Raw genomic sequence first — 14,728 nt, forward strand, 5'->3', positions numbered from 1 at the left:
TTCATGGTCACCATCAAGGTCGATAACCTCATCAACTTCGTCTCCGAGGTGTTTTCGCATTCGGAGTCCGCTCCGGACGAGGCGAAGCGCATCGCGACTTACCTGACGACGGCAAACCTCACCGGCCACGACAGCCATGGCGTGATCCGTGTGCCGGTCTATGTCAGGTGGAAGAAGATGGGCTCGATCGTGCCGAACCAGACCCCCGAGGTCGTGGTCGACACGGCCTCGCTTGCGGTGGTCGACGGCAAGTTCGGCTATGGCCAGACCGTCACGCCGATCGCGGTCAAGCTCGGCATCGAGAAATGCAAGACGGCAGGCCTCGCCGCGGTCGCGCTGCGCAACTCCGGCCATCTCGGCCGCGTCGGCGACTGGGCCGAAATGGCCGCCGCCGAAGGTCTCGTCTCGATCCATTTCGTGACTGCGGCCGGCTCGCTGCTGGTCGCGCCTTACGGTGGCGTCGAGAAGCGGCTGTCGACCGCGCCATATTGCGTCGGCATTCCGCGCCAGGGCCAGGATCCGATCGTGCTCGATTTCGCCACCTCCGTTGTCGCGGAAGGCAAGGTGCTGGTGGCGAGCCGCGGCGGCAAGAAGCTGCCGTATGGCGCGCTGGTCGATGCCGACGGCACGCTGAGCGAGGACCCGCACGTGCTGTATGGTCCGTTCACGCCCGATGGACCGCGCGACCACACCAAGGGAACCGGTGCGATCCGCGCCTTCGGCGATCACAAGGGCTCAGGCCTTGCCTTCATCTGCGAGCTGCTCGGCGGCGCGCTGACCGGCACCGGCGCGACGTCGTCGGACCGGCGCTTCGCCAACGGCATGATGGCGTTCTACATCGATCCCAAGGTGATTGACACCAGCAACTTCTTTGATGGCGAGATCACCCGCTACACCGATTTCATCCGCGCCACCAAGCCGATCGCGGGTACAGAGTCTGTGCTGGTTCCGGGCGATCCCGAGCGGAAAACCCGCGCCGACCGCACCAAAAACGGCATCCCCTTGCCTGACGACACCTGGGCGGCGATAGTGAACACCGCGCGCGAAGTCGGCGTCAGCGAAGTCTCGATCCAGCGGGCGACCAGCTGAGGTCCGCCCTCCAAGAAACCTGAAGAAACACAAAGGAAACGTGATCAATGGCAAACAAGGTCAAGCAGGTCTGGGCATCGGGCAAGGCCGTGGTGAACGCGTGGCTCGCGATCCCCTCCGGGTTTTCCGCCGAAGTTATCGCGCAGTGCGGCTTCGACAGCGTCACCGTCGACATGCAGCACGGCGTGCAGGATTATCTCTCGATGGTGCAGTGCTTCCAGTCGATGCATGCCCATCCGGTGACGCCGATGGTCCGCGTGCCCTGGAATGAGCCGGGCATCATCGGCAAGGTGCTGGATGGCGGCGCTTATGGCGTGATCTGTCCGATGGTCAACACGCCGCAGGAAGCCAAGAACCTCGTCTCCTATGCGAAGTATCCGCCGAAGGGCGTGCGCTCCAATGGCCCGATCCGCGCCGGCATGTATGGCTCGGCCGGCACCTATCAGCAGACCGCCAACGACGAGATCGTGCTGCTGCCCATGATGGAGACCAAGACCGCGGTCGAGAACATGGAGGCGATCCTCGATGTCGAGGGCATCGACGGCGTCTATATCGGCCCGTCCGATCTCGGCTTCTCCTATGGTCTGGTGCCGAAGCTCGATCGCGACGAGCCCGAGATCCTCAAGATCTACGAGAAGATCATCAAGGAATGCGGCAAGCGCGGCCTCAACCCGGGCATCCATTGCTCCGGCGCCGAGGGCGCGGTGCGCGCGATCAACATGGGCTTCAAGCTCGTGACGCTGTCGAACGAAGTCGGGTTGATGCAGACCTACGCCAAGATGCAGGTCAACGCGACCCGCGAGAAGTCCGGCGGCAAGGCGTAACTCGATCCTCGCCCTCTCCCCGTTCTTCACGGGGAGAGGGTTGGGGTGAGGGGCTTCTATCCGGGTTGGAATTGACATTGTGCCTTGCCCCTCACCCGGATCGCTGACGCGATCCGACCTCTCCGCGCAAAAGGGCGGGGAGAGGTGAAGAACTCCGAAGGAGAACTCCCATGGCCTCGGCACAAGTGATCCGCCTGCACGCCGACGACAGCGTCCTGATCGCACGCGCGAGCCTGCCGCCGGGGCTCGAGGTGGCCGACGGTGTCACCACGGTCGACCGCATTCCGGCCGGCCACAAGGTCGCGATCAAGCCGATCGCGACAGGCGAGCCGATCAGGCGCTACGGCCAGATCATCGGCTTTGCGACGCAACCGATTGCGCCCGGCCAGCACGTGCATACGCAGAACTGCGGCATGGGCGATTTCGCCAAGGACTATGCCTATGGCGTCGACGTCAAGCCGGTGCCGAATTTCGATCTGCCGGCGACCTTCGAGGGTATCCGCCGCGCTGACGGCCGCGTCGCCACGCGCAACTATATCGGCATCCTCACCTCGGTGAACTGCAGCGCCCATGTCGCCGGCATCGTCGCCGACATGTTCAAGAAGAATCCGTTCACCGGCGACAACCCACTCGCCGAGTTCCCGAATGTCGATGGCGTCGTCGCACTGACCCACAAGACCGGCTGCGGCATGACGCAGGACGAGCCCTTGGCGCTGCTCCGCCGCACGCTCGGCGGCTATGCGCGGCACGTCAACTTCTCCAACGTCATCGTGCTCGGCCTCGGCTGCGAGGTGAACCAGATCGGCGGGTTGATGCAGGAGCAGAAGCTCGCCGGCCGGCTGCGCGCGATGGACATCCAGGAGGTCGGCGGTACGCGCAAGACGGTGGAAGCCGGCGTTGCCTTCGTCAAGGAGGCGCTCACCGATGCCAACAAGGTCAAGCGCGAGGCGGTGCCGGCGAGCGAGTTGACCGTGGCGCTGCAATGCGGCGGCTCGGATGGTTACTCCGGCGTGTCGGCCAATCCGGCGCTCGGCGCCGCGAGCGACCTGCTGGTCCGTCACGGCGGCACGGTGATCCTGTCTGAGACACCCGAGACCTATGGAGCCGAGCATCTGTTGACCCGCCGCGCCGTCAGCCGCGAGGTCGGCGAGAAGCTGGTCGGCCTGATGCGCTGGTGGGAGGAATACACCCAGCGCGAGGGTGCCGAAATGAACGCCAATCCGAGCCCAGGCAACAAGGCCGGCGGCCTCACCACCATCCTGGAGAAGTCGCTCGGTGCGATGGCCAAGGCCGGCAGCACCAACCTCGTCGACGTCCTGCACTATGCCGAGCCCGTTACCAAGAAGGGCTTTGTGTTCATGGACACGCCCGGTTACGACCCGGTCGCCGCGACCGGACAGGTCGCCGGCGGCGCCAACCTCGTCTGCTTCACCACCGGCCGCGGCAGCGTGTTCGGCTGCAAGCCGGCACCGTCGATCAAGCTTGCGACCAACACGCCGATGTACAAGCGGATGGAAGACGACATGGACGTCAATTGCGGCACCATCCTCGACGGCGAGGAGAGCGTGCAGGAATGCGGCCAGCGCATCTTCGACTTGATCCTCAAGACCGCCTCGGGCCAGCCGACCAAGAGCGAGAGTTTTGATTTCGGCGGCGCCGAGTTCGCGCCCTGGGTACTCGGCGCGACGATGTAGGAGCGGAGCAAGCATGCGCGGGCGTCGGTTCGGAACGATTGGATGCCTCGCATTTCTGGCGGCCTTGAGTGTTGGCGTCGGTTCGGCTGACGCCGCAAACATTGTGGCGCTTGGCGCGAGCAATACCTACGGCAAGGGCGTGGCGCGCAACCTGGCCTATCCCGCGCAGCTCGAGGCGATCTTGCGGGCGAAGGGATTGAACGTCCGTGTCGTGAACGCCGGCATCAATGGCGACACCACGGAAGGAATGCTGCAACGCCTGGACCGGGCTGTGCCGAACGGCACCAGTGCGGTTATCTTGCAGCCGGGCGGCAATGATCGGCGCAAGGGCAGCCCTGACCGGACAGCCGATATTCAAAGTCGCCTCAGCGCCCGTGGCATCGCGGTGATCATGCTCCCCAACGGGATGTTGAGCGGACTCCCCCATCAGCCCGATGGCCAGCATTTGACCCCCGAGGGCTATCATATGCTCGCCCAGTCGCTCGCCTCGCAGGCGTCTGGGGCGATCGGCCGTTAGCCATTGAGGGTCAGCAGCCGCGCCAAATTGCTGACGTCGGGACAACGCGCGGGTATTTCCTGGGCAATCGCTGCCCGTTGTTAGTGCTTGATGTCGACCGGAACCAGTGTTCTGCTCAAAAAAGCTGCTGGAGTCCTCGGTCCGTGTCGATCTTCGTCGCACTGCATCACGTCACGCACTACAAATACGATCGGCCGATCGATCTCGGGCCTCAGACCATTCGGCTCCGGCCCGCGCCGCATACCCGCACGCCGATCCTGAGCTACTCACTCAAGGTTTCGCCCGCCAACCACTTCGTGAACTGGCAGCAGGATCCGCAGGGCAACTGGCTGGCGCGCTACGTCTTTCCGGAGAAGACGACCGAGCTCAAGGTCGAGGTCGACTTCACCGCGCAGATGACGGTGGTCAATCCGTTCGACTTCTTCGTCGAGCCCTATGCCAGCAGCTTTCCGTTCGAATACGACGGCGATCTCAAGATCGAGCTCGCGCCCTATCTGGAAACGGACGAGCCCGGGCCGTTGCTCGCCGCTTACCTGAAGGACATTCCGCGCAACGCCGACAGCACCGTCAATTTCCTGGTCGAGCTGAACGCGCAGCTGCAGAAGAAAATCAGCTACGTGATCCGGATGGAGGCCGGCATCCAGACGCCGGAGGAGACGCTTGCCGCCGGCTCCGGCTCCTGCCGCGACTCGGCATGGCTCTTCATCCAGGCGCTGCGCCATCTCGGGCTCGCTGCGCGTTTCGTCTCCGGCTATCTCATCCAGATCCGGCCGGACATCGATCCGATCGAAGGGCCGCGCGAGGTCGAGAGCGATTTCACCGACCTGCACGCTTGGGCCGAGGTCTATCTGCCGGGCGCGGGCTGGATCGGCTTCGACGTCACCTCCGGTATGCTGACCGGCGAGGGACATATTCCGGTCTGCGCCACGCCGCATTACCGCTCGGCCGCGCCGGTGACCGGCACCGCGGGTATTGCCAATACCGAGTTCGGCTTCGAGATGACCGTCAAGCGGATCCGCGAGGCGCCACGGATCACGAGGCCGTTTTCGGATGAGTCCTGGGCGCGGCTCGACAGGCTCGGCGAGCAGGTCGATGCCGACCTGACGAAGGACGATGTGCGGCTAACCATGGGCGGCGAGCCGACATTTGTTTCGGTCGACGATCCGGAAGCGCCGGAGTGGAATGTCGCCGCGGTCGGCCCGACCAAGCGCGCGCTCGCCGACGAATTGATCCGCAAGCTGCGCACCCGCTTCGCGCCCGGTGGCCTGCTGCATTACGGCCAGGGCAAATGGTATCCCGGCGAGAGCCTGCCGCGCTGGGCGTTCGGCCTTTACTGGCGCAAGGACGGCAAGCCGATCTGGAACAATGCCGATCTGATTTTTTCAGTCGAGAATCCGCGCAAGGCTGAGATCGCCGACGCGGAGCGCTTCGCAATCGGCATCGCCGCGCGGCTTGGCCTGAAGGCGGACTACGTCATGCCGGCCTTTGAGGACACTGCGTTCTGGCTCGAGCGCGAGGCAGGCCTGCCGGCCAATGTGAGCCCGGCCAACTCCAAATTGGCCGATCCGGAAGAGCGCGCACGGATCGCGCGGGTGTTTGACGAGGGGCTGACGTCACCGAAGGGCTTTGCGCTGCCGATCCAGCGCTGGTCTCCGCTCGGCGATCGCGTGCCGGCGCGCTGGCGCAGCGAGCGCTGGAAGATCCGGCGCAGCCACCTGTTCCTCTTTCCGGGCGATTCCCCGCTGGGCTTGCGCCTTCCCATCGGCTCGCTGGAACACGTCCCGCCCGAGGATTTTCCCTATGTCGTCGAGCAGGACCCGATGGCACCACGCGATGCACTGGGGGAGATCGATCCGGAGCTGAAGCAGGCGCTCAAAGACATTGAAGAGCCGCTGCCGGTGCGCACCGCGATGTCGATCGAGGTGCGCGACGGCGTGCTGTGCGCCTTCATGCCGCCGGTCGAGAAGGTCGACGACTATCTCGAGCTGATCGCCGCGATCGAAGCCGCCGCCGAGGAACTGCAACTCCAAGTCCACGTCGAGGGCTACGCGCCGCCGTTCGATCCGCGCATCGAGGTGATCAAGGTGACGCCCGACCCCGGCGTGATCGAGATCAACGTGCAGCCGGCGCAAAGCTGGCGCGAGGCCGTCGATATCACCCTCGGCCTTTATGAAGACTCCGCGAAGACGCGGCTCGGGGCCAACCGTTTCCTGATCGATGGCCGCCACACCGGCACCGGCGGCGGCAACCACATCGTGGTCGGCGGCAGCAAGCCTGAGGACTCGCCGTTCCTGCGCCGGCCGGATCTGCTGAAGAGCCTCGTGCTGTACTGGCAGCGGCATCCGTCGCTGTCCTATTTGTTCTCCGGCATGTTCATCGGCCCGACCAGCCAGGCGCCGCGCATCGACGAGGCGCGGCATGATGGGCTCTATGAGCTCGAGATCGCGCTGTCGCACGTGCCGCCCGCGGGCATGGACGCGCCGCTGTGGCTGGTCGACCGCCTGTTCCGGCACATCCTGGTCGACATCACCGGCAACACCCATCGCGCGGAAATCTGCATCGACAAGCTCTATTCGCCCGATGGTCCGACCGGCCGGCTCGGCCTGGTCGAATTCCGCGCGCTCGAAATGCCGCCCGATCCGCGGATGTCGCTGGCGCAGCAGCTTCTGATCCGCGCGCTGATCGCCAAGCTGTGGCGCGAGCCGCAGCAAGGCAAATTCGTGCGCTGGGGCACCGCGCTGCATGACCGCTTCATGCTGCCGCATTTTCTCTGGGAGGATTTCCTCGGCGTGCTCGCCGAGCTCAAGCAGTCAGGCTACGACGTCGAGCCGGAATGGTATCAGGCGCAGCTTGAATTCCGTTTCCCCGTCTTCGGCCGCGTCCATCACGGCGGCGTCGGCCTGGAGTTACGGCAGGCGCTCGAGCCCTGGCACGTGCTCGGCGAGGAGGGCACTGCGGGCGGCACCGTGCGCTACGTCGATTCCTCGGTCGAGCGTCTGCAGGTGAAGGCGACCGGATTCGTCGAGGGCCGCCACGTCATCACCTGCAACGGCAGGCGGATGCCGATGACCGAGACCGGCCGCGCCGGCGAGGCGGTCGCCGGCGTCCGCTTCAAGGCCTGGCAGCCGGCCTCCGGGCTGCATCCGACCATTCCGGTGCACGCGCCGCTGACGTTTGATCTGATCGATACCTGGAACGGCCGCTCGCTCGGCGGCTGCGTCTATCACGTCGCCCATCCCGGCGGCCGCAACTACGAGACCAAGCCGGTCAATTCATACGAGGCCGAGGCGCGGCGGCTGGCGCGCTTCCAGGATCATGGCCATACCCCCGGCAGGATCGAGACACCGCCGGAGGAACGCACAATTGAGTTTCCCTTGACCCTCGACTTGCGGTCGCTGCTCCTGCACTAATTGTGTCAAGGGGAAGTGGAATGACCGCATCGGGTGGGCAAGGCAGCAGTCAGGAGAGCAGGGCCCGTCCCGGTCAGCGCCGGATGGCGCAGTGGACCCGTGACTATGTCCGGCTGCCCGGCATTCCCGACGAATATATTGCCGAGAACGGCGCACCGCGGCCGGTCTGGGCCCGCTTCTTCGATGCCTTTGCCGCGCTGTCGCCGGCCGATATCGAGCGCCGCTTTGCCTCCGCCGATCGTCATCTGCGCGAGGCTGGCGTCACCTATCGCGCGCCCGGCGACACTTCCGACCGGATCTGGCCACTCAGCCATCTGCCGCTGATCATCGACGCGGCCGACTGGCGGCAGCTCGCCGCCGGCGTCGCACAGCGCGCACAGCTTCTGGAAATGGTGCTGCGGGATCTCTACGGCGAAGGCCGCCTCGTCGCCGATGGCGCGATTCCTGCGGCGGCGATCGCCGGCAGCAGCGAATATCTGCGCGCGGTCAGCGGTATCAAGCCGCCCGGTGGCCGCTATCTGCATCTCTATGCCGCCGACATCGGCCGCGGGCCTGATGGCCGCTGGTGGGTGCTCGGCGATCGCACCCAGGCGCCGTCGGGCGCCGGCTATGCGCTGGAAAACCGCCTGGTGCTGTCGCGCGCGTTTTCCAATCTCTACAAGTCGATGAATGTCGAGCGCGTCGCGCCGTTCTTCGAGGCCTTCCGCGATTCGCTTCGCGCCAGCGCCGACCGCGACGAACCGCGGATCGGCCTGCTGACGCCGGGCGCCTTCAGCGAGACCTATTTCGAGCATGCCACGCTCGCGCGCTATCTCGGCTTCCTGCTGGTCGAGGGTGACGATCTCGCGGTCTCCGGCGACCGCATCCACATCCGCACCGTCGCCGGGCTGAAGCGGCTCGACGTGCTGCTGCGCCGGGTCGATTCCAACATGCTCGATCCGCTCGAGCTCGACGCGTCCTCCTATCTCGGCGTGCCCGGCCTCGTCGAGGTCCTGCGCAAGGGCGGTGTCGTGGTCGCCAACACGCCGGGCTCGGGCGTGCTGGAGGCGCGGGCGCTGCTCGGCTTCCTGCCCAATCTCTGCCGCCGTCTGCTCTCCGAAGACCTGATGATGCCGCACATCGCGACCTGGTGGTGCGGCCAGAAGTCCGCCCGCGAAGAGGTGCTGTCGCGGCTCGACGAATTCGCGATCGAGGGCGCCTATGGCCGTGGCGTTCCGGATTTTCCCGGCCACGGGCCGGTGCTCCCCGGCGAATTGTCGGCGGCGGACCGCGATCGCCTGAAGGACGCGATCAGCCATCGCGGCATCGACTATGCCGGCCAGGAACTGGTGCGGCTGTCGACCACGCCGGTGTGGGAAAACGGCCGCATCGCGCCGCGCCCGTTCGTGCTGCGGGTGTTCGCGGCGGCGACGCCGAACGGCTGGACCGTGTTGCCCGGCGGCTTCTGCCGGATTGCCGATCGGGCGGATGCGCGCGCGGTGTCGATGGGCGATGGCGCGGTGTCCGCCGACGTCTGGGTGGTCTCCGACAAGGCGGTCGCGACCTCGACCTTGCTGCCGGCGGTCGACACCGTGCGTATCCGCCGCATTGCCGGCGTGCTGCCGAGCCGCGCCGCCGACAATCTGTTCTGGCTCGGCCGCTATCTGGAGCGTGCCGAGGCCACCATCCGGCTGATCCGCGCGCTGTGCACGCCGCTGCGCGATCCGGCGCGGGCGAACTCGACCGGCACCGCACCGGCGATGCATTCGACCGAGCGCATCCAGCGCATGCTGGTCGCCTGGGGCGCGGCCTCGCAGACCGCGCGCGCCAATCCCGCCAAGGTCGCGCTCGAGGCGTTGCAGAACGAGGAGAAGTTCGGCTCGGCGCTGTCGCTGGTGCGATCGGCGCAACGTACTGCGACCTCGCTCCGCGAGCGGCTGTCGCCGGATGCCTGGCAGGTCATCACCGAGATGGCCGAGCGGCTCGCGATCGAGGTGCATGACGACGACGGCGTCGTCAGCGCCGCTGAGCTGACGTTGCAGGAGCTCGCAAGCTTCGCCGGCCTCGCGCAGGAGAACATGAACCGCGCCGCCGGCTGGCGCTTCCTCGAGATGGGCCGGCGCGCCGAGCGCGCCATCAACACCACGCGCTTCGCCCGCCAGTTCGCCTATGACGAAGCCGGCGACGAGGATCTCGACGTCCTGCTCACGCTGGTCGACTGCCAGATCACCTACCGCTCGCGCTATCTGGTGCAGCCGCTGCTCACGCCGGTGCGGGATCTCGCGGTGCTCGACCCCTACAATCCGCGCTCGGTTGCATTCCAGGTCGCCGCGCTGAACGAGCATATCGCGGCGCTGCCGAGCCTCAAGGAGCACGGCCTGATCGAGCGGCCGCAGCGGCTCGCGGTCACGGTCGAAGCGATGTTGACGACGGCCGAAGCGGCCAGCCTCGACGTCAAGACGCTGTTCGCGCTGGAGCAGGATCTGCTCAGCATCGCCGATGCGGTCGGGCTGCATTATTTCCCGCATGGACCGAACGCCAGCCGGCCGGAGAAGCTCACGGGGCTGGCGTGATCTACGACATCCGTCACGTCACGACATACAGCTACGAGACCCAGGTCAGCTTCGCGCGCTGCTCGCTGCGGCTGGAGCCGATCAGCGGCGACGGGCAACAGCTGATCTCGCATTCGGTCGATATCCGCCCCAAGCCCGCGGAGCGCACCGCGCGGCGCGACTTCTTCGGCACGCTGACCGAAAGCGTCCTGATCGAGGCCGCGCATCGCAGCCTTCGCATCGATTCCCGCTCGCGGGTCTCGGTGGCGCGGCAGCCGCCAGCGCGTGACGCCGCGAGCCCGCCCTGGGAGAGCGTGCGCGATCACGCGTTCGAAGGGTTGAGCCTCGATGCGGCCTCGCCGGTCGGCTACGTCTTTGCCAGCGCGCTGGTGCCGGTGCTGCGGCCGGTGACGGCATATGCATCGGCGAGCTTCTTGCCTGGTGGCGGCATCCTTGCCGGGGCGGCCGACCTGATGCGCCGCATCCGCAGCGATTTCAAATACGATCCCAAGGCGACCGTGATCTCGACGCCGCTGCGCGACGTGTTCGAGAAGCGCCACGGCGTCTGCCAGGATTTTGCCCATGTGATGATCGCGGGCCTGCGCGGTCTCGGCCTGCCCGCGGCATATGTCTCAGGCTATCTGCGCACCATTCCGCCGCCGGGCCAGCCGCGGCTGCAGGGCGCGGACGCAACCCATGCCTGGGCGTCGGTCTGGTGCGGCGGCGAACTCGGCTGGCTCGGGTTCGATCCGACCAACGATCTCATGGTCGCCAACGACCACATCATTCTTGCCATCGGCCGCGACTTCGCCGACGTCTCCCCGGTTGACGGCGTCATCGTCGGCGCGCGCAAGCAAAAGCTCAGCGTCGCGGTCGACGTGCTGCCGGTGGAGTGAGCGGCGGCGGGGGCGCGTTCGACCGCGCTAGAGCCTTTTCCGTTCCGATGGAATCGGAACGGGGATTCTTGTTTTGACGCGTTTTCTTTACGCGAACCGGTATCCACTTTGCTCGAAAACGCTCTAGCGTGATCTCGATCAGGCGACGTGCCGCTTGCCCGATTTATCCCACCCGATTGGGCTGACGACGACGCGGTCGCGGCCTTCATGCTTGGCTTGATAGAGCGCGAGGTCCGCGGCCTTGAGTAGATCGCGCGATGTGCGCTCGTGATCAGGGACGAGGCAAGACAATCCAATGCTGACGGTCGGTAACTCATGCTCGGATTCGCGCGCAGCCGTCAGCTTCGCGCGAATCTTTTCGGCAACTTCCAATGCGCCCGCCTTGCCGATGCCAGGCAGCAGCACCGAGAACTCCTCACCGCCATAACGCGCGCCGAGATCGGTTGCGCGCTTGGTGCTGGCTGCGATGCAGCGCCCCACGGTGGCGAGCACTGCGTCGCCGGCCTGATGTCCATAGGTGTCGTTGAACGCCTTGAAATGATCGACGTCGATCATCAGAAGCGATACCGGCGCCTTTGCGCGCATGCCGCGACGCCATTCGACGTCAAGGGTATCGTCGAGGCGGCGGCGGTTGGCGAGGCCGGTCAGCGCATCGGTGCTCGCGAGGTGTGCGAGCCGGTCTTCCGCGGCGGCGCGTCGTTTGAGCGCGGCCAGCAGATAGAACATCAGGATGATCGCGAAGCCGCTGAGCGCGGCCACCACGCCCCCGATCAGCCACAGCTGCTGCCACCAGTCGGCATAGATGCCGTCGAGTGAGAGACCCTCGGCGATGATCAGGCGGCGATGTCCGACCTCCTGAAAGACATAGAGCCGGCTGACATGATCGACGATCGATTTCGTCATGTAGGAGCCGGATTGCCGGGCCGGATACTGCTTGAAGACCAGAGAGTCCTTGATGCTTTGCCCGATCTTGCTGATGTCGAACGGTGCTCGCATCAGTATGGCGCCGTCGGCGTTGAACAGCGCCATGCTGTCACCGGAGCCGAAATTCAGCTTGCGAAACAGATTGTGGAAGTAGCTGAGCCGCATGCTGCCGGCGACCACACCAGCAAAGGACCCGTCGTCATTGCTGATGCGGCGGCTCAGGCTGATCAAATATTCGCCGTCCGAAGTGACCCACGGAGAACTGATGAACAATCCGCTATCCGCTCGCGTCCGATGTGCCTGGAAGAAGTCCCGATCGGCGAAATTTGCGGTCCGCGGCGCCAATGTTCTGGAATCGCGCGTGACGTCTCCTGCTGCGTTCAGCACGAGGATCGAGCCGAGATCCTTGGCCGTGGAGGCGCGGTCGAACAACACGACCTGGCGAAGCTCGGGACTGATCTTTCCGAGGTCCGGCAGCTTGACGCCATCGGCGACTGCCTGCAGCGAGAGGTCATAAAGCTCGATGGTGCGGTCGATCTCGCTGGCGATGGAGGCGATGAGGTTGGTCGCGCCTTCCTTCGCATGCTGGTAGTCCTTGTCCGCCATCTCCCAGAGAATGGCGGCGCAGATCGCCGAAAAGCACAGGATGAGGCCTATTCCGAGCGCGAGCAGCCGTTTGGTCGGCACCGCCTTCGGCTTTTGTACAAGCCCGTTCATTGCTCGCTTCCAATTCCCCGCGCCCCCCGCGCTCCGGGACTTTTTATAGGGGGATCAAATTGAGAAAGCCGACCTGAAGCGCGTGCAATTTTGGCCCGTGCGTTGGGAGAATCTTTACTAGAGCGTTTTCGAGCGAAGTGGACGCCGGTTCGCGTGAAGAAAACGCGTCAAAACAGGAATCTAGAGCTTCAGTTCTGATTCAATCAGAACTGAAAATGCTCTAGCCGGGATCTCGCGCAGGGTTCCGGCGCGTCGCGTGATCCGTTCAGGTTCCCGTCCGCCGCAGGTCCTACGCGGCGTCGCTGCGCAGGCTGCGGAAGAACTGCTCGACCTCGCGCGACAGCGTCTCGGCGGTTGCGGTCAGATCGTTCGAGGCTGCGAGCACCGATTCCGCCGCCTTGCTGGTCTGGTCCATATCGTCGCGGAGCGAGCCGACATTGGTCACCAGGGTTTCATTGCCCTGGGCGGCCATGTGCGCATTGGCGGAGATTTCGCGCGTGGCGGCGTCCTGCTGGCCGATCGCGCTTGCGATGTTGGCGGTGACGTTGCTGATCTCGCGCACCGCCTGGCCGATCTCGCGCACGGCGGCCACCGAGTTGCGGGTCGAAGCCTGGATCAGGCCGACATTCTCGCTGATCTCGGCCGTTGCCTTCGCGGTCTGCCCGGCCAGCGCCTTGACCTCGTGCGCGACGACGGCGAAGCCGCGGCCGGCATCGCCGGCGCGGGCGGCCTCGATGGTAGCGTTCAGCGCCAGCAGGTTGGTCTGCTCGGCGATCGCCTGGATCAGGTTCAGCACTCCGTCGATGCGCTGGGTGGTGGCGGCAAGCCCCTCGATCTCGGTGATCGAGCGGTCGGTGCGCGCACCGGCCTGATCGACCGCGCCGGACGACTGCTTGACCTGGCGGCCGATCTCCTCGACCGAGGCGGAGAGTTCTTCGGCCGCGCCCGCCACCGCGGCAACGTTGCTTGAGGCCTGTTCGGTCGCGCCTGCCGCCGCCACCGCGCGGCCGCTGGCGCCTGCCGCGACGTTTGCGATGGTCTGGGCGGTGTCGCGCATCGTGGTCGCGTTGTCGTGCACCGCGCGGAGCACCGATCCGATGGTGCTGCGGAATGTCTCGAGCGACGTCTCGATAAGCCGGCCGCGTGCATCGCGCGCCTCAGAGTCCTGCGCGACCTGAGCGTTCAGGCTGCGGTTGCGGTCCATCGCCTCCTGGAAGACCTTGATGGCGCCGGCCAGCGCACCGATCTCGTCGCTGCGGCCGACATGCGGCACTTCAACATGGTCGGCGCCCTCGGCGACGCGCTTGATGGTCGTGGTGATCTGCGACAGCGGGCGGGCCACCGAGCGGGCGATGATCAGCACGCCCAGCACCACCACGATCAGGGCGGCCGCGCCGAGCCCGGTCAGCAGCAGCGCCATTGCGCGGCTGGTGTCGGTCTGCCGCGCCAGCTTCTTGCTGCGCTCGGCGTAGACCTTGGAAAGTGCCTCGAGATCCTTGTTCAGCGCTGTGCGCACGTTGCGGTTGGCGTCGTTGTCGCCCCATTCACGCCCGGCTGCGGCCCCGATCTCGATGCCGCGGCGAACCAGCTCCTTGCGGAACTCGACGAACTGCTCGATGCGCTGCTTGAACACCCCGAACTGGCTGGCGTCGTCGGCCTGCACCAGGGTTTCCCAGTTCTTCACCACGCCGAGAATGCGCTCGTTGAACGCCAGCAGCCCGTCGCCGTATTTCTTCACCGCCGCCGGATCGGTCGACATGTAGATGCCGCGGGATTCCATCACCACGGCATAGACCAGCGAATTGACCCGCTCGACATTGAGTGCGGCACGGCTGGCGAGGTCGACGGCCTCGGTCAGCTCGGCGTTGCGCCGCGCGTTGTAGTCGGACAGCACGGTGATGGCCGCGGTCAGCGCCGCGATCAGCGCAAACGTCGAGTACAGCCTGGCAGCAAGCGAGAATCGGGATGCCATTGGAGGCCCGGATGTGGAGACGGGAGATGTGATGGGGGCGGGCATTGCGGGCACTCCAAGAGGCCGGGGAGCACCTTCGGCCGACTAAAGCTTATGCAAAACCTTCATGGACAATTTCTTAACGCGTGCGTTTTCTGTGGCCGCAACCCATAAA

Annotated in this window: 9 protein-coding genes; 7 read left to right on the forward strand and 2 right to left on the reverse strand. The window is 65.7% G+C overall.

The window, feature by feature from the left end; translation table 11 throughout:
* Positions 1-3: 3 nt before the first annotated feature.
* The 7 genes from G6P99_RS16080 (at position 4) to G6P99_RS16110 (ending at position 10,961) form a co-directional block, all read left to right on the forward strand.
* Positions 4-1,089 carry a malate/lactate/ureidoglycolate dehydrogenase gene (locus G6P99_RS16080; protein WP_165128719.1) on the forward strand — a complete coding sequence of 362 codons (1,086 nt, stop codon included), beginning with the start codon at positions 4-6 and terminating at the stop codon, positions 1,087-1,089.
* Positions 1,090-1,136: 47 nt separating this feature from the next.
* Positions 1,137-1,913, forward strand: a complete 777-nt coding sequence (locus G6P99_RS16085) for an HpcH/HpaI aldolase family protein (protein WP_029082154.1) — start codon at positions 1,137-1,139, stop codon at positions 1,911-1,913.
* Between the two features lie 170 nt (positions 1,914-2,083).
* Positions 2,084-3,607 (forward strand): UxaA family hydrolase, encoded by a 1,524-nt coding sequence (locus tag G6P99_RS16090; RefSeq protein WP_029082153.1) that lies wholly within the window; start codon positions 2,084-2,086, stop codon positions 3,605-3,607.
* A gap of 13 nt (positions 3,608-3,620) precedes the next feature.
* Positions 3,621-4,124: a GDSL-type esterase/lipase family protein gene (locus G6P99_RS16095; protein WP_245284728.1), complete on the forward strand. Its 504-nt coding sequence runs from the start codon at positions 3,621-3,623 to the stop codon at positions 4,122-4,124.
* A gap of 143 nt (positions 4,125-4,267) precedes the next feature.
* Positions 4,268-7,534, forward strand: coding sequence for a DUF2126 domain-containing protein (locus G6P99_RS16100; RefSeq protein WP_029082151.1), 3,267 nt, complete (start codon positions 4,268-4,270; stop codon positions 7,532-7,534).
* 20 nt (positions 7,535-7,554) lie between these two features.
* Entirely contained in the window at positions 7,555-10,086 is a 2,532-nt protein-coding gene (locus G6P99_RS16105) for a circularly permuted type 2 ATP-grasp protein (protein WP_029082150.1), read from the forward strand.
* Positions 10,083-10,961: a transglutaminase family protein gene (locus tag G6P99_RS16110; RefSeq protein WP_029082149.1), complete on the forward strand. Its 879-nt coding sequence runs from the start codon at positions 10,083-10,085 to the stop codon at positions 10,959-10,961. The genes G6P99_RS16105 and G6P99_RS16110 overlap by 4 nt, the downstream gene beginning before the upstream one ends.
* Before the next feature lie 138 nt (positions 10,962-11,099).
* Here the strand turns inward: G6P99_RS16110 and G6P99_RS16115 are convergent, their stop codons facing one another.
* Together G6P99_RS16115 and G6P99_RS16120 are read right to left on the reverse strand one after the other, a co-directional pair.
* Complete coding sequence (locus G6P99_RS16115; RefSeq protein WP_029082148.1) at positions 11,100-12,602, reverse strand: sensor domain-containing diguanylate cyclase; 1,503 nt, start codon at positions 12,600-12,602, stop codon at positions 11,100-11,102.
* A 289-nt stretch (positions 12,603-12,891) separates the two neighbouring features.
* Positions 12,892-14,574 carry a methyl-accepting chemotaxis protein gene (locus G6P99_RS16120; RefSeq protein ID WP_165128721.1) on the reverse strand — a complete coding sequence of 561 codons (1,683 nt, stop codon included), beginning with the start codon at positions 14,572-14,574 and terminating at the stop codon, positions 12,892-12,894.
* Between the last annotated feature and the right edge of the window lie 154 nt (positions 14,575-14,728).

This window comes from Bradyrhizobium sp. 6(2017) (assembly GCF_011058295.2).
Lineage (GTDB): Bacteria > Pseudomonadota > Alphaproteobacteria > Rhizobiales > Xanthobacteraceae > Bradyrhizobium > Bradyrhizobium septentrionale.

Excerpts from the sequence above, each read along its gene's own strand:
- G6P99_RS16080 (WP_165128719.1), top strand. The coding sequence starts at position 4 with ATGGTCACCATCAAGGTCGATAACCTCATCAACTTCGTCTCCGAGGTG.
- G6P99_RS16085 (WP_029082154.1), top strand. The coding sequence starts at position 1,137 with ATGGCAAACAAGGTCAAGCAGGTCTGGGCATCGGGCAAGGCCGTGGTG.
- G6P99_RS16090 (WP_029082153.1), top strand. The coding sequence starts at position 2,084 with ATGGCCTCGGCACAAGTGATCCGCCTGCACGCCGACGACAGCGTCCTG.
- G6P99_RS16095 (WP_245284728.1), top strand. The coding sequence starts at position 3,621 with ATGCGCGGGCGTCGGTTCGGAACGATTGGATGCCTCGCATTTCTGGCG.
- G6P99_RS16105 (WP_029082150.1), top strand. The coding sequence starts at position 7,555 with ATGACCGCATCGGGTGGGCAAGGCAGCAGTCAGGAGAGCAGGGCCCGT.
- G6P99_RS16115 (WP_029082148.1), bottom strand. The coding sequence starts at position 12,602 with ATGAACGGGCTTGTACAAAAGCCGAAGGCGGTGCCGACCAAACGGCTG.
- G6P99_RS16120 (WP_165128721.1), bottom strand. The coding sequence starts at position 14,574 with ATGGCATCCCGATTCTCGCTTGCTGCCAGGCTGTACTCGACGTTTGCG.